Annotated in this window: 15 protein-coding genes and 1 pseudogene; 10 read left to right on the top strand and 6 right to left on the bottom strand. The window is 70.6% G+C overall.

Translation table 11 applies throughout. The features are described 5' to 3' along the window. Nucleotides 1–81 precede the first annotated feature (81 nt). Nucleotides 82–381: a hypothetical protein gene (locus ABZ893_RS30975; protein ID WP_361410414.1), complete on the bottom strand. Its 300-nt coding sequence runs from the start codon at nt 379–381 to the stop codon at nt 82–84. A 164-nt stretch (nt 382–545) separates the two neighbouring features. Then, entirely contained in the window at nt 546–1,145 is a 600-nt protein-coding gene (locus tag ABZ893_RS30970) for a methyltransferase domain-containing protein (RefSeq protein WP_361410412.1), read from the bottom strand. Nucleotides 1,146–1,444: 299 nt separating this feature from the next. Between ABZ893_RS30970 and ABZ893_RS30965 the strand changes: the two genes are divergently transcribed. The 7 genes from ABZ893_RS30965 (at nt 1,445) to ABZ893_RS30935 (ending at nt 8,146) form a co-directional block, all read left to right on the top strand. Beyond that, nucleotides 1,445–2,218 (top strand): MHYT domain-containing protein, encoded by a 774-nt coding sequence (locus ABZ893_RS30965; RefSeq protein ID WP_361410409.1) that lies wholly within the window; start codon nt 1,445–1,447, stop codon nt 2,216–2,218. Nucleotides 2,219–2,383: 165 nt separating this feature from the next. Beyond that, the gene (locus ABZ893_RS30960; protein WP_361410406.1) at nt 2,384–4,990 is read left to right on the top strand and encodes an ATP-binding protein; all 2,607 of its coding nucleotides are present in this window, start codon (nt 2,384–2,386) and stop codon (nt 4,988–4,990) included. Next, the gene (locus ABZ893_RS30955; RefSeq protein ID WP_361410403.1) at nt 4,987–5,424 is read left to right on the top strand and encodes a roadblock/LC7 domain-containing protein; all 438 of its coding nucleotides are present in this window, start codon (nt 4,987–4,989) and stop codon (nt 5,422–5,424) included. The genes ABZ893_RS30960 and ABZ893_RS30955 overlap by 4 nt, the downstream gene beginning before the upstream one ends. Before the next feature lie 16 nt (nt 5,425–5,440). Continuing rightward, complete coding sequence (locus ABZ893_RS30950) at nt 5,441–5,860, top strand: DUF742 domain-containing protein (RefSeq protein WP_361410400.1); 420 nt, start codon at nt 5,441–5,443, stop codon at nt 5,858–5,860. Next, entirely contained in the window at nt 5,841–6,452 is a 612-nt protein-coding gene (locus ABZ893_RS30945; protein WP_361410397.1) for an ATP/GTP-binding protein, read from the top strand. The genes ABZ893_RS30950 and ABZ893_RS30945 overlap by 20 nt, the downstream gene beginning before the upstream one ends. Nucleotides 6,453–6,637: 185 nt before the next feature. Beyond that, nucleotides 6,638–7,036 (top strand): roadblock/LC7 domain-containing protein, encoded by a 399-nt coding sequence (locus ABZ893_RS30940; protein WP_361410395.1) that lies wholly within the window; start codon nt 6,638–6,640, stop codon nt 7,034–7,036. 111 nt (nt 7,037–7,147) lie between these two features. Next, complete coding sequence (locus ABZ893_RS30935; protein WP_361410392.1) at nt 7,148–8,146, top strand: DUF6397 family protein; 999 nt, start codon at nt 7,148–7,150, stop codon at nt 8,144–8,146. An 88-nt stretch (nt 8,147–8,234) separates the two neighbouring features. Here ABZ893_RS30935 and ABZ893_RS30930 read toward each other — a convergent pair whose 3' ends face one another. Next, entirely contained in the window at nt 8,235–9,107 is an 873-nt protein-coding gene (locus ABZ893_RS30930) for an acyl-CoA thioesterase II (RefSeq protein ID WP_361410389.1), read from the bottom strand. A gap of 57 nt (nt 9,108–9,164) precedes the next feature. Further along, on the bottom strand, nt 9,165–11,678 hold the full coding sequence (locus tag ABZ893_RS30925; protein ID WP_361410386.1) for a DUF3516 domain-containing protein: 2,514 nt from the start codon (nt 11,676–11,678) through the stop codon (nt 9,165–9,167). Nucleotides 11,679–11,835: 157 nt separating this feature from the next. On the opposite strand from ABZ893_RS30925, the gene ABZ893_RS30920 reads away from it, so the two are divergent. Continuing rightward, nucleotides 11,836–12,633 carry a metal-dependent hydrolase gene (locus ABZ893_RS30920; protein ID WP_361410383.1) on the top strand — a complete coding sequence of 266 codons (798 nt, stop codon included), beginning with the start codon at nt 11,836–11,838 and terminating at the stop codon, nt 12,631–12,633. A gap of 77 nt (nt 12,634–12,710) precedes the next feature. On the opposite strand, the gene ABZ893_RS30915 is transcribed toward ABZ893_RS30920, so the two are convergent. Then, a complete protein-coding gene (locus ABZ893_RS30915) occupies nt 12,711–14,501 on the bottom strand; it encodes an ABC transporter ATP-binding protein (protein ID WP_361410380.1) in 1,791 nt (596 codons plus the stop codon). Beyond that, nucleotides 14,498–16,570 (bottom strand): ABC transporter ATP-binding protein, encoded by a 2,073-nt coding sequence (locus tag ABZ893_RS30910; RefSeq protein ID WP_361410377.1) that lies wholly within the window; start codon nt 16,568–16,570, stop codon nt 14,498–14,500. The genes ABZ893_RS30915 and ABZ893_RS30910 overlap by 4 nt, the downstream gene beginning before the upstream one ends. 186 nt (nt 16,571–16,756) lie before the next feature. On the opposite strand from ABZ893_RS30910, the gene ABZ893_RS30905 reads away from it, so the two are divergent. After that, a complete protein-coding gene (locus ABZ893_RS30905; RefSeq protein WP_361410374.1) occupies nt 16,757–17,503 on the top strand; it encodes a L,D-transpeptidase family protein in 747 nt (248 codons plus the stop codon). Nucleotides 17,504–17,837: 334 nt separating this feature from the next. Beyond that, nucleotides 17,838–19,367, top strand: a pseudogene (locus ABZ893_RS30900) (peptide-N4-asparagine amidase); the annotation flags it as partial. Nucleotides 19,368–19,430 lie beyond the last annotated feature (63 nt).

Raw genomic sequence — 19,430 nt, 5'->3', positions numbered from 1 at the left:
AGAACCTGCCAAGATCTCGTGCGTACTTCGTGTTCCTCAGGTGGAGACCTGTCGAACGCGGAACGGTGCAGCGGCGGATGCTCAGGCGGCGGGCAGACCGAGTAGGGCCCGCGCCACGACCTGGGGCGACTCGTCGCGCTCCCGCGCGAGCGCGACGACCGCGCGGCACGCGAGTTCGTTGATGCCGAACGACAGAGCCTCCGGAGAAACCCAGGTCGCGGCCTCGGCCATCGCGTCCTCGTCGTCCTCGACGCGCGCCGACACATAGGTCGCGGCGGCCTCGAAGAGGTTGTGCGGCCGCTTGCGCGATGGCGTCGGGGCCGCGGCACCCGCGCCGTCCCGTGTACCGCCGCGCCCGACCTTCCGGAGTCTCTCGAACATGTACGCCACCTTCCCCAGCTGCGGTGCGCACGATGCGTCACTTCACCAACGTAGAGCGGGAGTTCAGACACCAAAAGTGTCGTACTCGGCTACTTGCTGTTCGAATGAACCGGCGGGCGCGAGGGGTGCACGGGCCCGCAGAGGATCGTCGGCGCCCGCAGGCGTCACGCCCGCCGCTCCGCCAGCGCCAGGAAGCGGTTGTCCTCGTCGGTGTACGAGGTCATGTGCCAGCCCGAACTGGTCAGCAGGGAGCGGAGGTTGGGTTCCGCGCGCAGGTCTTCCGGGGTGAGTTGGCGGCCTTGGCGGGCGGCGAGTGCGGCACGGCCGATGGGGTGGAACAGGGCGAGCAGCCCGCCCGGACGCACCACCCGCGCCAACTCCCGTAGATCTTCCTCCGGGTGGGGCAGATGGGAGACGAGCCCGGAGCCGAACACGGCGTCGAGCGACTCGGACCGTACGGGCAGGCGCGTCACGTCGGCGAGGAGTAGCGCACCTGCGCGGTCCCGGCCCGCGCGTACGGCGGCGTTCAGCATCGCGGGTGTCAGGTCGACTCCCAGCACTGTCCCTGTGGGCCCCACGGCTTCCCTCAGCGCCGGCAGGGCTCGCCCCGTGCCGCACCCCGCGTCGAGTACCCGGTCGCCCGCGCGCAGCCCCAGCTCGGCCACCGCCGACTCGAAGGCCGGGCCGTCGTCGGGGAACCGTGTGTCCCACCCGGCCGCGCGGGCCGAGAAGAACTCCTGCACGTGTGTGTGGTCGTCGCTCATGCCCCCATGATCCCCCGCACGCGCGTGCCCACGTGAGGTGTGGAGCAGTACGGCTGAGTGAGTGTGCAGTGAGGGTGCCTGATCGAAAACCCCATATACGACCGATGAGAACCCGTCCGGTTCGATGCAAGCGGATACGAGACCATGCTTGCCGATGGGAACCAAAGCCTCCGCATGTGCGGATGCTGTACACGTTCGAGCCTGACGCGATCGTTCCGCCGCTCCTCCCTGTCACTTTTCATCAGCTTTCGAAATGCGCCCCTGATGTGCGCCCCCATGAGGTCTAGCGTCCCGGACCCATGGGACACCTGGACCACGCCACCTTCGGCTGGCTTACCCCCGTTCTGTCATACGTGATGGCCTCCATAGGCGCGGCACTCGGCCTGCGCTGCACCGTCCGCGCCCTGGGCGCCACCGGCCGCTCACGGCGCAACTGGCTGATCACCGCCGCCTCTGCGATCGGCACGGGCATCTGGACGATGCACTTCGTCGCGATGCTCGGCTTCGGCGTCACCGGCACCGAGATCCGCTACGACGTGCCGCTCACCGTCCTCAGCCTTGTCGTCGCCGTGGCCGTCGTGGGAGTCGGCGTTTTCGCCGTCGGTTACGGCCGTGGCCGGACCCGCGCCCTCGTTCTGGGTGGGCTCGCCACCGGTCTCGGCGTCGCGACGATGCACTACCTGGGAATGGCGGCCCTGCGCCTGCACGGTCAGGTGCACTTCGACCCGCTGCTCGTCGGGCTCTCCGTCGCCATCGCGGTCGTGGCCGCTACGGCTGCTCTGTGGGCGGGGCTCAACATCAAGTCGCCGGCGGCGGTCGCCGTCGCCTCCCTCGTCATGGGCGGCGCCGTGAGCAGTATGCATTACACCGGAATGCTGGCGGTGAGCGTGCGGGGCACACCCTCCGCAACCACCCTGCCCGGGGCCACGGCTATGCAGTTCATCTTCCCCCTCGCTGTCGGACTCGGGTCCTACCTCTTCCTGACGTCCGCCTTCGTCGCGCTGTCTCCCACGACGGGCGAACGCGAGGCTTCCGCCTCGGCCCAGCGACCCGTCGAGACCGTCGCCCACTGAGAGCGCACCACCCTGCTGAGAGCGCTGGGCGCCACGACGCCCTTGCACCAAGCCCGTGCCGCACCCCCATCAAGCCCGCGCCGCCCCCGCATCAAGCCCGCACCCAGAGCGCCCATCACGCCCACACCCCCAGCGCATCAAGCCCGCACCCCGAGCGAGGAGGCCATGCGTACACCCCGTAGGACCCCCATCCCCGGCGCACTGCCCCGATCCGTCAACCCGGAGCGCGGACGTCGTGCGCACGCCGGCCCGCCCGCGGAAGAGGATCTCGGAGCGGACAGCCACCCCGCTCTCAGCGCGCCGCCCGCGCGCCCGAGTGCCCGACGTCTGAAGCCTCGTACCGTCCGTGCCAAGATCGTGTGCCTTCTCATGGTGCCCGTCGTCTCGCTGCTCGCTCTCTGGGCCTACGCGACGGTCAGCACCGCCCAAGACGTGGCCCGTCTACGGCAGTTACAACGGGTCGACTCCACGGTTCGTTCCCCCGTCGCCGCCGCGATCGCCGCGCTTCAGGCCGAACGGACCGCCGCCGTCGCCTATGCCGCCGCGCCGGTGCCCGACAGAGCCGACGCCCTCAACAAGCGCGCCACAGCGACCGACAAGGCCATGGCCAAGATCAGCCTCGGCGGCGGCAGCACCGTCGCGGACGGCACCGGCCTGCCCGCGCGCGTGGGCGACCGCCTCACGGTGTTCGCCGCCGATGCGGACAAGCTGCGTACCGTGCGCACCGCTGTGCTCGACAGGCGCACGAGCTGGGAGAGCGCGTACAGCACGTACACGCGGACGATCGGTTCCGCGTTCGCCGTGAGTGGCGCGCTGGCGGGGGTCCAGGAGGACGGTCTCGGCGCCCACGCGCGCGTGCTGTACGAGTTCTCGCGCGGCGGCGAGATGCTCGCCCGCGAGGACTCGTTGCTGGCCGTCTCGCGTCGCGCGGGGTCGCTTGACGGCGTCCGGCTGCGGCTGTTCATCGGTGCGGTCGACACCCGGCGGACCCTGTCCGAGTCGGCCGTAGCCGATCTTCCGGCAGCGGAACGGACGGCATGGCACCGCCTCGTGGAGGGGAACGCGTACGGCGACGTGCGCGCTGTCGAGGACAAGTTGGTCAACGCGAAGCCGGGTCAGGAGGTTCCCGCGCTCACGTGGGGCAGCTCGCACACGACCGTGCAGAACCGATACCGCGCCATCGAGGCGGACGCGGCGCGTACGGCAGCGGTCGAGGCGAATCCGTTCGCCCGAGGCCTGTTCACGACGGCGGGCGCCGCGGTCCTGTTCGGCCTGGCCGCCGTCGCCGCCTCGCTCGTGATCTCCGTACGCATCGGCCGCGGCCTCGTCGTCGAACTGGTCAGCCTGCGCAACAGCGCCCTGGAGATCGCCCGCCACAAACTCCCGTACGCCATGCGGAAATTGCGCGCCGGAGAGGAGATCGACGTAGACGCGGAAGCGCCCGTGGGCCCGCCCGCCGAGGACGAGACCGGGCAGGTGGCCGAGGCGCTCGGCACGGTGCACCGGGCTGCGCTGCTCGCCGCCGCGGAACGCGCCGAACTCGCCAGCGGGATCTCCGGAGTCTTCGTCAACCTCGCCCGCCGCAGCCAGGTCCTCGTCCACCGCCAGCTCGGCCTCCTCGACACCATGGAACGCAGGGCCGAGGACCCGGACGAGCTCAGCGACCTGTTCCGCCTCGACCACCTCACGACCCGCATGAGGCGCCACGCGGAGAGCCTGATCATCCTGTCCGGCGCCGCCCCGGGCCGCGCCTGGCGCACCCCGGTCCCGCTGACCAACGTCATTCGCGCGGCCGTCTCCGAAATCGAGGACTACGCGCGCGTGGAGGTACGCAACATGCCCGCCGCCTCCATCCAGGGCGCGGCCGTCGCCGACCTCACCCATCTGCTGGCCGAACTCGTCGAGAACGCCGCCCAGTTCTCACCACCGCACACCAAGGTGCGCGTCAACGGAGAACCGGTCGGCAACGGCTACGCCCTGGAGATCGAGGACCGCGGCCTGGGCATGGGCAAGGAGACCCTCGCCGAGGCCAACAACCGCATCGCCCACTCCGAAGCGCTCGACCTGTTCGACAGCGACTGCCTCGGCCTCTTCGTAGTCAGCCGGCTCGCCCACCGCCACGGCATCAAGGTGCACCTGCGCACCTCGCCCTACGGCGGCACGACCACGGTCGTTCTGGTGCCCACAGCCCTGCTGCGTCCTGGAATCCCCGACAAATCCGCCGGGCCGGACAGAGCCGAAAGGGAGCACCGTCCGGACGCGGCGAACAGGACGACGGCACACGTCGCGGAGCACCACTACGCGCGCGTGCCCGACCCGAAAGCACTCCACATGAACGGCAACCCTGTGCCCATCCAGGGGCCACGCCCCGCACTCGCCGTCGCCGTAACGGCTGCGCCAGACCCCGACACGACCCACGCCACCACCCGCGACAACGACACACCCCACTCCCACGACGAGCACCCGACGCCCCCAGGAGTCACCGCCCTGCGCCCGCATCGGCCTGCCGCCGACACCGGAGGCGACGCGCCGGACGGACTGCTTCCCAAGCGCGTGCGACAGGCGAGCCTCGCACCCCAGCTCCGCAAGCGGCCCGACCAGGAACGTTCCAGCACCCCGCACCACCCGGAATCCGACACCCGAACACCCGAAGAGGCACGGCAGCGCATGACGGCCTTCCGGAGCGGATGGATCCGCGGCGGCGGCCGTCCACCAGGGGCCGGCCCAGGAACCGTGCCCGACCGCGACAGCACCAAAGGAGACCTCACATGATCCAGGACCCGACCACGGGGACCGCGCCCAGGTCAGGAGAGCTCGACTGGCTCCTCGACGACTTGGTGCTGCGCGTCACCGAGCTGCGGCACGCAGTCGTGCTCTCCAACGACGGTCTCGCCGTCGGCGCGTCGAACGGGCTCGGCCGCGAGGACGCCGAACATCTGGCCGCCGTCGCCTCCGGTTTCCACAGCCTCGCCAAGGGAGCGGGCCGGCACTTCGGAGTGGGCGGAGTCCGCCAGACCATGGTCGAGATGGACGAGGGCTTCCTGTTCGTCGCGGCCGCGGGCGACGGCTCCTGCCTCGCCGTCCTCAGCACGGCCGACGCGGACATGGGTCTCGTCGCGTACGAGATGGCCCGCATGGTCAAGCGCGTGGGCGAACACCTCTACACCCCGGCACGGTTCATCGCGGACCCGCCCGCCGCCGGGTGACCGGACGGCCTCGACCATGAACGATCACGGGGACGACCAGTCGCGCGGTCCGGAGGCGGGCAGCCAGTGGTACGACAACGAGGCCGGGCCCCTGGTCCGCCCCTACGCGATGACGGGCGGGCGCACGTCGCCCGGGCCGAGAGCAGTACGTTTCGACCTGATCGCACTCGTCGGACTCGACGATTCCGCGCCCGGCCGGGACGACGACACCGCCCTCGGGCCCGAGCACCGGGCACTCGTCGAGCTGTGCCGCACCGAGACACAGTCCGTCGCCGAACTCGCCGCGGGCGCCGACCTCCCCGTAGGGGTGGTCAGGGTGTTGCTCGGCGACCTGCTCGACATGGGCTGCGTCAAGGTCGGCCGGCCCGTGCCGCCCGCACAACTACCCGACGAAAAGATCTTGAGAGAAGTCATCGATGGGCTCCGAGCACTCTGAAGAGACGCACGCCGACGCCGACAGCACCGACTTGGCCCTGAAAATACTGGTCGCGGGCGGATTCGGTGTCGGCAAGACCACCCTGGTCGGCGCCGTCAGCGAGATCCGGCCGCTGCGCACGGAGGAACTGCTCAGCGAACTGGGCCAGTCCGTCGACGACACGGGCGCGGTGGAGCGCAAGACCACGACGACCGTCGCCATGGACTTCGGCCGCATCACCATCCGGTCCGGCCTCTCGCTGTACCTGTTCGGGACGCCCGGGCAGGACCGTTTCTGGTTCCTCTGGGACGAACTGTCGCAGGGCGCGCTGGGCGCCGTCGTCCTCGCGGACACCCGACGGCTCGAGGAGTGCTTCCCCGCCGTGGACTACTTCGAGCACCGGCGCATCCCGTTCCTCGTCGCCGTCAACTGCTTCGCGAACGCCCGCACTTACGGAGCCCATGACGTGAAGCGTGCACTCGACCTCGACCGAGGAACACCGGTCGTGCTGTGCGACGCCCGCGACCGCGACTCCGGAAAGGAGGTGCTGATCCGGCTCGTCGAGTACGCCGGACGGATGCACACCGCCCGCCTCCTCGACTCGGTGAGCTGACGGGAACGGCGCGACCGTTCGGGTGCGGGTTCGGTTGGCCAATGTCTCAACTCCTCATGTCTGTCGGTCAGTTCATCCGAACCTCGATCATTCAACCTTCTTGCCGAGATGCCGGGCGTGGTGAAGGCTGGCGCCACGGATCCCTCCACCAGGGGGATCGTTCGGCTATGGGGGAGACGGGGTTCATGGCGGAGAACGAGACGCTGGGCCGACTGCTGGACGACCTGACGGAGCGTGTCGAACATGTGCGTAACGCTCTCGTGCTGTCCAGCGACGGCCTGGTCACGGGGGCGAGTACAGCACTTGGGCGGGAGGACGCCGAATACCTGGCCGCTGTGGCGTCCGGAATGCACAGCCTTGCCAAGGGTTCCGGGCGGCATTTCGGTGCGGGCGGAGTGCGGCAGACGATGGTCGAGTTCGACGACGCCGTGCTTTTCGTGACGGCGGCGGGCGACGGCAGTTGCCTGTGTGTCCTGAGCTCGGCCGAGGCCGACATCGGTCAGGTCGCGTACGAGATGACGCTGCTCGTGAATCGGGTCGGCGAGAGCCTCGGTGTGGGGGCTCGTCGAGCCGGAGGCTTCTGACCTGCGTAAACGCTGGGTGATCCGAAGTTATCCACAGGCTCAGCGGCGCGGACGGGGTTCGGGCTACGGTTTTTCCCGGGAGCGATCACGACTCACGGGGGAGACATAGACATGGGTGGCGACACCATCACGACAACGGTCACGGCGGCCACGACACGGGCCACGGCGGCGCGCGCCGCCGCCTCGCTCGCGCAAAGCAGGGCGGCTCGGGAACTGGGGCTCAAGCGGGGTGAGTTCGAGTTAGCGGTGCGGCTCGGACATGTCCGTACGGTACGGGCCGACGACGGCGGGCGCCGCCGCGTGGCCCGCGAGGAGATCGAGCGGATCCGAGACACCGCAGGGTTCCCGGAGAGGCTGCGTGAACAGGTCCTGGCGGTGGGGACCACCGAAGGCGCGAGCCTCATGGACATCCCCCCGGCCAGGTTCACGCGGCTCGCCCGCGCCGGGATACTGACGCCGGTCAAATTCTACCTGAACAGGTACAGGGCCGTGGTCTGGCTCTATCTCGCCGAAGAACTACGGGAGTTCGCGGCGGCCGAGATCAACGCACCGCTCCTGACCGGAAGGGCGCCCGACCGTATCCGAGCCCGCCTCGACGCGGGAATCGACCTGCGTCCCCGGAACTGGCGCTCACGGCACACGAGCTTCCTGCTGGGACAGTGCACCGACGCATGGGAGCGGGCCGCCGCTGTCGCATCCTTCCTGGACCCGGTGCGGATCGCCGAGCTGGTCACGTGTCCGTACGAGCGCGGCTATCTCAACAAGCTGCGGCCCGATCCGGGTGGATACGGAGCTCCCGATTCACCGGCGGCGCGCATCGCCGAGAGGATCATGACGGCCGACGACCCGCACGAGCTGAGCTGGCTCAGGGCGAGTCTGCTGCTCAGCCTGGCCGAGGCGCGGCGTCTGCGGCCGGCACCCCGACCGGGTGCCGCCTTCGCCACCACTGCCCTTGTGCCGACGATGCACGCTCAGGCGGTCACCCTGACAGGCCCGGAACCGGCACCGGTCGCACAGCCGCAGACGGACGAGGGGAGTCTTACGCCCGTCAGCGCGCCGCCTCGCCGACCGCGCGGACTGCTCGGCTGGCTGCGCCGCAGAGGAGTATGAACGGGTCGGGGCGCCCAGGTTCGCCGAAACCGGGTCGGGGCGCCCAGGTTCGCCGACCTGAGAGAGTCGCCCCGGCCGTGCCGGCCCGTCACTGTCCGAGCTTGCGGAACAGTCCTTCCTGCACCACGGACACGAGAAGCTGGCCGTCGGCGTTGTAGATCCGGCCGCGCGCGAGGCCGCGGCCGCCCGTCGCGATCGGGGACTCCTGGTCGTAGAGGAACCACTCGTCCGCGCGGAACGGGCGGTGGAACCACATCGCGTGGTCCAGCGAGGCCACGTCGAAACTGCGCGGCCCCCACAGTGGTTCCACCGGGAGGCGCACGGCGTCGAGGAGCGTCATGTCGCTCGCGTAGGTGAGCGCGCAGGTGTGCACGAGCGGGTCGTCGCCGAGAGGGCCGACCGCCCGCATCCACACCGCGCTGCGCGGATCGGCGGACTCGATGTCCTCGGGGGTCCAGCGCAGCCGGTCCACGTACCGGATGTCGAAGGGCTGGCGGCGCGCCATGCGCTCCAACGCGTCGGGCAGAGCGCCCAGATGGGCACGGACCTCGTCGGCGACCGTCGGCAGGGATTCAGGATCGGGAACCTCGCGCGCCGGCGGCAGCTGGTGCTCGAAGGCCCCGTCCTCGGGCTTGTGGAAGGAGGCGGTGAGATTGAAGATCGTGCGGCCCTGCTGCACGGCGGTGACGCGGCGCGTGGTGAACGACCGGCCGTCGCGGACCCGTTCGACCTGGTACACGATGGGCACGCCGGGGCGGCCCGGACGCAGGAAGTACGCGTGCAGCGAGTGCACCGGCCGGTCGCCCTCGGTGGTGCGGCCCGCGGCGACGAGCGCCTGGCCGGCGACCTGGCCGCCGAAGACCCGCTGCAAGGACTCCTCCGGGCTGCGGCCCCGGAAGATGTTGACCTCGATCTGCTCCAGGTCGAGCAGGTCGACGAGCCGCTCGGCTGGGTTCGTCATGCGTCGTTCCCTCTCGTCTGTGCCGCGCCCCGGACGGGCCGTCCGGACGCTCAGGACCTACAGCTGGCCGACGTCCGTGACCCGGATGACGGCCCGGCCCTCCGCGTCGGACGCCGCGAGGTCGACCTCGGCGCTGATGCCCCAGTCGTGATCGCCGTTCGGGTCGGCGAACGTCTGGCGCACCCGCCACAGGCCGTGCGGGGCGTCCTCCTCGATCCGCAGCAGCTTCGGCCCACGGGCGTCGGGACCGGTTCCAAGATCTTCGTACTCGTCCCAGTAGTTGTCCATGGCCTCGCCCCAGGCGTCCGCGTCCCAGCCCGACTCGGCGTCCAGCTCGCCCAGTTCGTCGACGTTGTCCAGGGCGGCCAGCTCGACCCGGCGGAACATGGCGTTGCGGACGAGCACGCGGAAGGCGCGGGCGTTCGCCGTGACCGGCTTGACCTGGTCGGCCTTCTCCTGGGCCTCCTCGGCCGTCATCACCTCGGGGTTGGCGAGCTGCTCCCACTCGTCGAGGAGGCTGGAGTCGACCTGGCGCACCATCTCGCCCAGCCAGGCGATCAGGTCCTCCAGGTCCTCGGACTTGAGGTCGTCGGGGACCGTGTGCTCCAGAGTCTTGTACGCGCCCGCGAGGTAGCGCAGCACGATGCCCTCCGTGCGCGCCAGCTCGTAGAAGGACACGAACTCGGTGAAGGTCATGGCCCGTTCGTACATGTCGCGGATCACGGACTTCGGCGACAGCGGGTGATCGCCCACCCACGGGTGGCTCTTGCGGTACACGTCGTACGCGTGGGAGAGCAGTTCTTCCAGGGGCTTCGGGTACGTGACGTCCTGAAGCCGCTCCATGCGGTCCTCGTACTCGACGCCGTCGGACTTCATCGCCGCGACGGCCTCGCCACGCGCCTTGTTCTGCTGCGCCGCGAGGATCTGCCGCGGGTCGTCGAGCGTCGACTCGACCACGGACACCATGTCGAGCGCGTACGACGGCGACTCGGCGTCGAGCAGGTCGAACGAGGCGAGGGCGAACGTCGACAGCGGCTGGTTGAGCGCGAAGTCCTGCTGCAGGTCGACGGTCAGGCGCACGATGCGGCCCGTGGGGTCGGGCTCGTCGAGCTTCTCGACGATGCCGCCGTCGAGGAGCGACCGGTAGATGGCGATGGCGCGCCGGATGTGCCGCAGCTGCTGCTTGCGCGGCTCGTGGTTGTCCTCGAGGAGGTGACGCATGGCCTCGAAGGCGTTGCCGGGACGGGCGATGACCGCGAGCAGCATCATGTGCGTCACCCGGAAGCGGGACGTCAGCGGCTCGGGGTCGGAGTCGATCAGCTTCTCGAAGGTGTTCTCGGTCCAGCCGACGAAGCCCTCGGGGGCCTTCTTGCGGACGACCTTGCGGCGCTTCTTCGGGTCGTCGCCCGCCTTCGACAGCGCCTTCTCGTTCTCGATGACGTGCTCGGGCGCCTGCGCCACGACGAGCCCCGCCGTGTCGAAGCCGGCCCGCCCGGCCCGGCCCGCGATCTGGTGGAACTCCCGCGCGCGCAGCGTCCGCACGCGCGTCCCGTCGTACTTCGTCAGCGCGGTGAACAGGACCGTGCGGATGGGTACGTTGACGCCGACGCCCAGCGTGTCCGTGCCGCAGATGACCTTGAGCAGGCCCGCCTGCGCGAGCTTCTCCACCAGGCGCCGGTACTTGGGCAACATGCCCGCGTGGTGCACACCGATCCCGTGCCGCACGTAGCGCGAGAGGTTCCGGCCGAACTTGGTGGTGAAGCGGAAGTTGCCGATCAGGTCGGCGATCTTCTCCTTCTCCTCGCGCGAGCACATGTTGATGCTCATCAGCGCCTGCGCACGCTCGACGGCCTGCGCCTGCGTGAAGTGCACGATGTAGACGGGAGCCTGCCGGGTGTCGAGCAGCTCGGTCAGCGTCTCGGTGAGCGGCGTGAGCTGGTACTCGTAGGAGAGGGGGACCGGACGTGTCGCGGAGCGGACCACCGACGTGGGCCGGCCGGTGCGCCGGGTCAGATCCTTCTCGAACATCGCGACGTCACCGAGCGTCGCCGACATGAGGATGAACTGCGCCTGCGGCAGTTCGAGCAGAGGGATCTGCCAGGCCCAGCCGCGGTCGCCCTCCGCGTAGAAGTGGAACTCGTCCATCACGACCTGGCCGATGTCGGCCCGCGCCCCGTCGCGCAGCGCGATGGACGCCAGGATCTCGGCGGTGCAGCAGATCACGGGGGCGTCGGAGTTGACCGAGGCGTCGCCCGTGAGCATTCCGACGTTCTCCGTGCCGAAGAGCTTGCACAGCTCGAAGAACTTCTCGGAGACCAGTGCCTTGATCGGCGCCGTGTAGAAGGTGACCTCGTCCCGCGCGAGCGCCGCGAAGTGGGCACCGGCCGCGATCATGCTCTTACCGGACCCGGTGGGCGTCGAGACGATCACGTTCGCCCCCGACACCACCTCGATCAGGGCCTCCTCCTGGTGGGGATAGAGGGTGATCCCGCGCTCCTCGGCCCACGACTCGAAAGCCTCGTAGAGGGCGTCGGGGTCGGCGGTCTGCGGCAGCTGATCGATAAGGGTCACGCCCCCATCTTGCCTGGCTCACGTCCCGATCCGGCAATCGGTCGCCCGTACGAAGATCACGAACGGTACGCTGTGGCGCCGACGAGGCGTGAGGACACGGTGACCCCGGTGGGGACAACTGGGCACCGAAACAAGTGGATTGGGGCGGAACACAGCCATGATGGGACCGGCACACTCGCTGTCAGGAGCGGCTGCCTGGCTGGGGGTGGGAGCGGCCACGGCTGCCACCGCGCACCCGATGCCCTGGCCCGTGCTCCTCGTCGGAGCGCTGATCTGCGCGGGTGCGGCACTGGCCCCCGACCTGGACCACAAGGCGGCCACCATCTCCACGGCCTTCGGCCCCGTCTCACGCGGCCTGTGCGAGATCGTCGACAAGCTCTCCTATGCCGTCTACAAGGCGACCCGTATGAAGGGCGACCCGCGACGGAACGGCGGGCACCGCACGCTCACGCACACCTGGGTGTGGGCCGTCCTCATAGGGGGCGGCGCATCGGCGGCGGCACTCTACGGCGGGCGCTGGGCCGTCCTCGCCATCCTCTTCGTGCACATGGTGCTCGCCATCGAGGGCCTGCTGTGGCGGGCGGCGCGCGGCTCCAGCAGCGACATCCTGGTGTGGCTGCTCGCCGGGACCAGCGCCTGGATCCTCGCCGGGATCCTCGACAAGCCGGGCAACGGTTCGGACTGGCTGTTCACCCAGCCCGGCCAGGAGTACCTGTGGCTGGGCCTGCCCATCGTTCTGGGCGCCCTGGTCCACGACATCGGGGACGCCCTCACGGTCTCCGGCTGCCCGGTCCTGTGGCCCATTCCCATCGGCCACAAGCGCTGGTACCCGATCGGCCCGCCGAAGGCGATGCGCTTCCGGGCCGGCAGCTGGGTCGAGGTGAAGGTGCTCATGCCGGTGTTCATGGTGCTCGGCGGAGTGGGGTGCGCGGCGGCGCTCAACGACGTCATCTGAGCCACCGCCCACCCCTGGGGCCTGTCGCCACGTTCCCGTCCGCCGGGCGACGCCCGGCCCTCGCCCCGCCCGCGCGGTCACCCGTGCCAGGAGCGCCACAGCGCCGCGTACGCGCCGTCGGCCGCCACCAGTTGATCATGGCTGCCGAGCTCCCTGATCCGGCCCTCCTCGACCACGGCGATCACGTCCGCGTCATGTGCGGTGTGCAGCCGGTGGGCGATGGCGACGACCGTACGGCCGTCCAGGACCCGGCCGAGCGAGCGCTCCAGGTCCCTGGCCGCGCGCGGGTCGAGCAGCGAGGTCGCCTCGTCCAGGACCAGAGTGTGCGGATCGGCGAGGACCAGACGCGCCAGAGCGATCTGCTGAGCCTGCGCGGGTGTGAGCGCCAGCGCGCCCGAGCCGACCTCGGTGTCGAGCCCTTCGCCGAGCGCCCGAGCCCAGCCGTCGGCGTCTACTGCACCGAGTGCTGCCCACAGCTCCGCGTCTTCGGCGCCCGTGCGGGCCAGACGGAGATTGTCACGGAGAGAACCGACGAACACGTGGTGCTCCTGGTTGACCAGTGCCACGTGCGAGCGCACCCGCTCAGCGGGCATCCGCGACAGCTCGGCGCCGCCGAGCGTGATCTGCCCGGTGCGCGGTGCGTAGATCCCGGCGAGCAGTCGGCCGAGCGTGGACTTGCCCGCGCCGGACGGCCCGACCAGTGCGATCCGGGTCCCGGGCCGCACGTCGAGGGACACCTCACGCAGCACGTCGACGCCGTCCCGGTACCCGAAGTGCACGTCGTCGGCCTGGACGTGCCGACCGTCCGGTGTCATCGAGGCGTCGCCCGCCTCCGGCTCGATGTCCCTGACGCCGACGAGCCGGGCCAGCGACACCTGCGCGACCTGGAGCTCGTCGTACCAGCGGAGGATCAGCCCCAGCGGTTCGACGAGCATCTGGGCGATCAGCGCACCCGTGGTCAGCTGCCCGACGCCGATCCAGCCCTGCAGCACGAACACGCCGCCGAGGACGAGGACCGAGCACAGCACCGTCACATGGGTGGCGTTGAAGACAGGGAAGAAGACCGAGCGCAGATAAAGGGTGTAGCGCTCCCATGCGGTCCATTCCTTGATCCGCCGGTCGGACAGCGTCACGCGGCGGGCGCCGAGCCGGTGGGCCTCGATGGTGCGCCCCGCGTCCACGGTCTCCGCGAGGGCGGCGGCCACGGCGGCGTAACCGGCGGCCTCCGACCGGTAGGCCGACGGGGCCCGCTTGAAGTACCAGCGGCAGCCCAGGACGAGGATCGGGACGGCGACGAGGACGGCCGGTGCCAACGGCGGCGCGGTCACGGCGAGACCGCCCAGCAGCAGCCCCACCCACACCACGCTGATGGACAACTGCGGAACGGCCTCACGCATCGCGTTGGCCAGCCGGTCGATGTCCGTGGTGATACGCGAGAGGAGGTCACCGGTTCCGGCACGTTCGAGCACGCCCGGGGGCAGGCCGACCGACCGCACGAGGAAGTCCTCGCGCAGGTCGGCCAGCATCCGTTCACCGAGCATCGCGCCCCGCAGCCGCACCTGCCGCACGAAGACGGCCTGCACGACGAGCGCGACGACGAACACGGCGATGGTGGGGCCCAGATGCTCCACGTGAAGGCGGCCCGTGCCGTCGGAGACGTCCTGCACAAGGGCGCCCAGCAGATAGGGGCCGACCATCGATGCCACGACGGCGATCGTGTTGACGCCGATGAGCAGCAGGAACGCCCGGCGGTGGCGCCGGTACAGCTCGCGGACGTAGGACCGGACGGTCGCCGGGGCGCCGACGGGCAGCGTGTTCGCCGTGGTCGGGGCCGCCGGGTCGTAGGCCGGGGGCGCCAGGCCGATCATGCCGTCTCCTCGATCTCGGTGAGTTCTTCGATGCCGGTGCCGTCGCGGGACGAGTCGCTGTCGTACGACGAGACACCGCCGGGCGAAGGAATGCCGCCCGCGAGCCCGCCGTCATGCGACAAGGCCGTCTCCTCGTCGGTCTCGCGGGTCACCACAGCGCGGTACCGGGGCTCGGTGACGACCAGGTCCCGGTGCACACCGACCGCCGCGACCGTGCCCTCGTGGACCAGAACCACCCGGTCCGCACGGTCGAGCAGCAGTGGAGACGACGTGAGCACCACGGTCGTACGCCCGCTGCGGAGCGCCCGCACACCGTCGCCGATCCGGGCCTCTGTGTGGGAGTCGACGGCCGACGTCGGTTCGTCCAGGACCAGCGCCTCCGGGTCGGTGACCAGGGAACGGGCCAGGGCGAGCCGCTGCCGCTGGCCTCCGGAGAGGGAGCGGCCGCGCTCGGTGATCCGCGCGTTCATCGGGTCGTCGTCGAGGGAGGCCTGGGCCAGCGCGTCCAGCACGTCACCGCACTGCGCCGCGGCCAGCGCTTCCTCGGGACGTACCGCTCCCGAGGACGGGACGTCGAGCAGTTCGGCGAGCGTGCCGGACAGCAGCACCGGGTCCTTGTCCTGCACGAGGACGGCGGCGCGGGCCGTGTCCAGGGGCAGCTCGTCGAGCGGCACGCCACCGAGTAGTACGGACGGCGTGGCGGCGACCTCGGCGGCGGCGCCGCGTTTCTCGCGGGCACCGGCGCCTGACTCGCGCTTCTCACCGGAACCGGCATCCGACGCGGCCGCCCCGCCACGCTCCTCACCGGAACCGGAACCGGAACCGGACCCGGACCCGGACCCGGACCCGGCATCCGCAGGATGCCCCCCGAGCCGGTCCGCGAGCCGTCCCGCGAGGTCCGGGTCCCCGCACACCACGGCCGTGAACCGGCCGGCCGGGGCGAGCAGCCCGGTCACCGGGTCGTACAGATCCCCGGCCGGCGCCTTCGCGTCACCCAGTCCGCCCGGCTCCGTGACCCACTCAAGAGACCTGCCCGGCCCCGTGACCCACTCAAGAGACCCGCCCGGCTCGGTGACCCGTTCCAGTGAGAGCACACGTGCCGCGCGCTGGGCTGAGGGCCGGGAGAAGGAGTACGCCATGGCGATCTCCTCGAAGTGGCGGAGCGGGTAGCCGAGGATCATCACGGCGCTGTAGACGGTGACGAGTTCGCCGACGGTGATCCGGCCCTGGCGGGCCAGCTCGATGCCGTACCAGACGACCGAGATGAGCAGCAGTCCCGGCAGGAGTACCTGGATCGCCGAGATCAGGGACCACATGCGGGCGCTGCGGACGGCGGCCTCGCGGACGTCCTGCGAGGCGCGGCGGTAGCGGTCGAGGAAGAGTTCCTCGCCGCCGATGCCACGCAGGACGCGAAGGCCGGCGACGGTGTCCGACGCGAGCTCGGTGGCGCGACCCGCCTTCTCGCGCTGCAGGTCGGCACGGCGCGTGGCGCGGGGGAGGAGCGGCAGGGCGGCGAGCGCGACGACCGGCATACCGACGGCCACGACGACGCCGAGCGCCGGCTGGTAGAACACGAGCCCGACGCACACCACGACAACGGTGAACGCGGCGGCGGCGAAGCGCGACAGCGCCTCGACGAACCAGCCGATCTTCTCGACGTCGCCGGTGGAGACCGCGACGACCTCGCCGGCGGCCACCCGCCGGGTGAGCGCGGCGCCCAGGGCCGCCGTCCTCCTGGCCAGGAGCTGCTGCACCCGGGCGGCCGCGGTGATCCAGTTGGTGACCCCCGTGCGGTGCAGCATCGTGTCGCCGAGGGTGAGCGCCGCGCCGAGGAACAGGACGAGGCCGCCCGCGAGGGCGAGCCGTGAGCCGGAGCGGTCGACCACGGCCTGGACGGCGAAGCCGACGCCGTAGGGGAGACAGGCGACGGACAGGAAGTGCAGGAGTCCCCAGGCGAAGGACTTGAGCTGGCCGCCGAGCTGGTTCCGGCCGAGCCAGAGCAGGAAGCGGGGACCGGATCGGGCGTCCGGCCGGCCCGGGTCGGGGTACGGAAGATCGTGGATCTGCATGACGTCCCAGGGCTCGGAAGAGAAGAGCGAAAGTTGGGGAACGGATGGAACAAACCGTGAAAGGTTCGCCGGAATCGGCAGCGCGAGGCAAACGATTTTCCGCCTCGGGGCAGAGTTTCGGCCCCTCTTCGACGACATCGGGGGGCCGGTCCGGGATGCCCGGTACGTGGTGCGACCATGTACCCCATGCGTACAGCGGGTGGGGTTCGAACGGCGGTCGCGGCGGCGGCCTGCAGCCTCCTTCTCATGACTCTCTCGGCCTGCGGCGGTTCGGGCGGGGGCGACGAGGCGGGGAACAAGGGCAAGGCGGGTTCCGGTGGCGCCGGGCACGGGAGTCAGAAGGCCGTCGACCTCAAGCGCATCCCCGACGTCGGCAGCCGGCTCCAGTCGCAGATCCCGGAGAACGCGCGGCAGGTCGTCGCGGTCTACGGCGAGGGCAAGGACTCGGCCGACTCGACCGTCGTGCTCTACACGAAGTCCGGCGACACCTGGGACAAGACGCGCAGCTGGCCCGCCCACAACGGCAAGAAGGGCTGGACCGCCGATCACCATGAGGGCGACAAGCGAAGCCCCGTAGGGGTGTTCACCCTCACCGACGCGGGCGGCGTGCTCGCCGATCCCGGCGCGAAGCTCCCGTACACGCAGGCGGCCTCGTTCCAGGCCCCGCACTACTGGGCCGAGTCGCACTGGCACGACTTCGACTACGTCATCGCCATCGACTACAACCGGGTGAAGGGCACCGCGCCCAACGACCCGACCCGGCCCGAGGGCCAGACCAAGGGCGGCAGTATCTGGCTCCACATGGACCACGGCAGCGGCACCTCGGCGTGCGTGAGCCTGTCCAAGTCCGGCATGGAGTATCTGCTGCGCACGATCGACCCGAAGCAGCACCCGGTCGTGGTGATGGGGGACAAGGCGTCGCTGGAGGGCTGACGCGAGTCGTGGCCGGCGCGGGCCTGACGGCGTGTGCCATCATGCGCCGGCCGCGCCCAAGGCACACCCGGTCACGCCCGAGGGCCTATTGCGGCCGCCCCCTCCGCCCCGTACAACACCCCTCATGAGAAGACGCGTCATGTCCATGCTGGCCGCGGCGACCCTCGCGGCCACTGCCCTCGCCGGCCAGGCAACGACAGCCTCCGCCGCACCCGCGCAAAACGCATCCGCGCAGAACGCATCCCCGCAGAACGCGCCCGCGCAGGCCGCACCACATCAGCCCGCGCCCCCGTCGGCCGCACCCCGAACCACCCCCGCGGCATCCCAACTCACCGACGTCCCCGCCGAGTTCGGCACCGACTGGCACGACCCGATCACCGCCACGCCACCCGTCGCCAAACCCGACACCAAATCCTGCCAAGTGACCCTGGCCGAGACCGAGTTCCGCGACTTCACGCCGTACAAAGGCAGTTACACCCCGCCCAACGGCTGTGGTGACCGGTGGAGCAAGGTCGTCCTGCGGCTCGAAGGCCAGGTGAAGGGGCGGCAGTACGACCGTCTCGGCTATCTGCACATCGGCGGCGTCGAGGTCCTGCGCACCTCCACCCCCGAGCCGTCCCCCGACGGCATCGCCTGGAACGTCGAGAAGGACGTCACGCGCTACAGCGACACCCTGAGGGCCGACCAGCCGGTCGAGATGCTCATAGGCAACGTTGTCAACGACACGTACACCGGCGTCATCGCGGTCAAGGCCACCCTCACCTTCTACGCCGCCGAGCCCCACGCCAAGAAGCAGCCCACCAAGCATCAGCCCACCGAGAACACCCCCGACCGCGTCCTCACCCTCGACGGCGGCAAGCTCACCACCCCGCGCAACAGCGAGCGCGTCGTCGCCGAGGTGTACGCCACCGGATCGGGCGGCGGCTGCGAGGAGTTCTGGTACCTCGCGGTGCCGGACGACGTGCCGTACTCGTGCAAGGGCGACGGCGGCCCGTACCGCGAGGTGCAGGTCTCCGTGGACGGCCAACTCGCGGGCATCGCCTCGCCGTTCCCGAACGTCTGGACGGGCGGCTGGTCCAACCCCTTCCTCTGGTACGTGATCCCGGCCCCGGGCGCGTTCGACGTGCGGCCTCTGCAGTACGACCTGACGCCGTTCGCCGGGCTCCTCAATGACGGGCGTCCGCATCAGGTCGACGTCTCCGTGGTGGGTGTCCCGAAGGGGCAGAGCGGCTGGAGCGTTCCGGTCAACGTACTCGTCTGGCAGGACAGCGGGAGTTCTCACGTCACCGGCGCGCTGACCGGCACGCAGGAGAGCGCGCCGGCCAACTCGACGACGTACACACCGGGCACGGACGAGAACCGGCTCGACGCGAAGGGCGGGCACAAGCTGACCGTGTCCGGCTACGTGAACACCTCGCACGGCCGGGTCGCCACCACCGTCACCCGCGAGCTCGCCGCCTCGTCCACGCACCGCTGGACCGCGGACGAGAACAACGACGCGCTGAAGGGGACGTGGACGGACCGCCAGACCGTAGCCTCCGGCCACCACGCCACGCGCACCAACCGCACCTACACGATGGACGGCGCCACCACGCTCGGCGCCGACGACCGGCTGCGGACCGTGATCGACCTCGGCGACCGGGCCGAGACCGGACAGTCCACCGGCACCGGCCGCACGACGTGGACGGAGCTCGACGACACCTACGCGGGTGACGCCTCGTACACGGCGAACGTGCCGCGCGACCAGCGCCACGCAGTCGGCACCAGCCGCGAGCGCTACCGCCTCGCGGGCCCTGGCGCCTGCTACGACCACGAACTGGCCACGGCACAGGGCGTGTTGACGGTAGACCGGACGCGCTGCTGAGGGAACGGGCGTACGGGCGGGGCCCGGCGGCACATTACAACTCGCCGCCGGGCCCCACTCGCC

The organism is Streptomyces sp. NPDC046821 (assembly GCF_040645335.1).
Taxonomy (GTDB): domain Bacteria; phylum Actinomycetota; class Actinomycetes; order Streptomycetales; family Streptomycetaceae; genus Streptomyces.
Note: the sequence above shows the minus strand (reverse complement) of the source record. Positions and strands in the feature narration are given on the sequence as shown.

Coding starts and splice junctions, on each gene's coding strand:
- ABZ893_RS30975 (WP_361410414.1), bottom strand. CDS start 381: ATGTTCGAGAGACTCCGGAAGGTCGGGCGCGGCGGTACACGGGACGGC.
- ABZ893_RS30970 (WP_361410412.1), bottom strand. CDS start 1,145: ATGAGCGACGACCACACACACGTGCAGGAGTTCTTCTCGGCCCGCGCG.
- ABZ893_RS30965 (WP_361410409.1), top strand. CDS start 1,445: ATGGGACACCTGGACCACGCCACCTTCGGCTGGCTTACCCCCGTTCTG.
- ABZ893_RS30960 (WP_361410406.1), top strand. CDS start 2,384: ATGCGTACACCCCGTAGGACCCCCATCCCCGGCGCACTGCCCCGATCC.
- ABZ893_RS30955 (WP_361410403.1), top strand. CDS start 4,987: ATGATCCAGGACCCGACCACGGGGACCGCGCCCAGGTCAGGAGAGCTC.
- ABZ893_RS30950 (WP_361410400.1), top strand. CDS start 5,441: ATGAACGATCACGGGGACGACCAGTCGCGCGGTCCGGAGGCGGGCAGC.
- ABZ893_RS30945 (WP_361410397.1), top strand. CDS start 5,841: ATGGGCTCCGAGCACTCTGAAGAGACGCACGCCGACGCCGACAGCACC.
- ABZ893_RS30940 (WP_361410395.1), top strand. CDS start 6,638: ATGGCGGAGAACGAGACGCTGGGCCGACTGCTGGACGACCTGACGGAG.
- ABZ893_RS30935 (WP_361410392.1), top strand. CDS start 7,148: ATGGGTGGCGACACCATCACGACAACGGTCACGGCGGCCACGACACGG.
- ABZ893_RS30930 (WP_361410389.1), bottom strand. CDS start 9,107: ATGACGAACCCAGCCGAGCGGCTCGTCGACCTGCTCGACCTGGAGCAG.
- ABZ893_RS30920 (WP_361410383.1), top strand. CDS start 11,836: ATGATGGGACCGGCACACTCGCTGTCAGGAGCGGCTGCCTGGCTGGGG.
- ABZ893_RS30915 (WP_361410380.1), bottom strand. CDS start 14,501: ATGATCGGCCTGGCGCCCCCGGCCTACGACCCGGCGGCCCCGACCACG.
- ABZ893_RS30910 (WP_361410377.1), bottom strand. CDS start 16,570: ATGCAGATCCACGATCTTCCGTACCCCGACCCGGGCCGGCCGGACGCC.
- ABZ893_RS30905 (WP_361410374.1), top strand. CDS start 16,757: ATGCGTACAGCGGGTGGGGTTCGAACGGCGGTCGCGGCGGCGGCCTGC.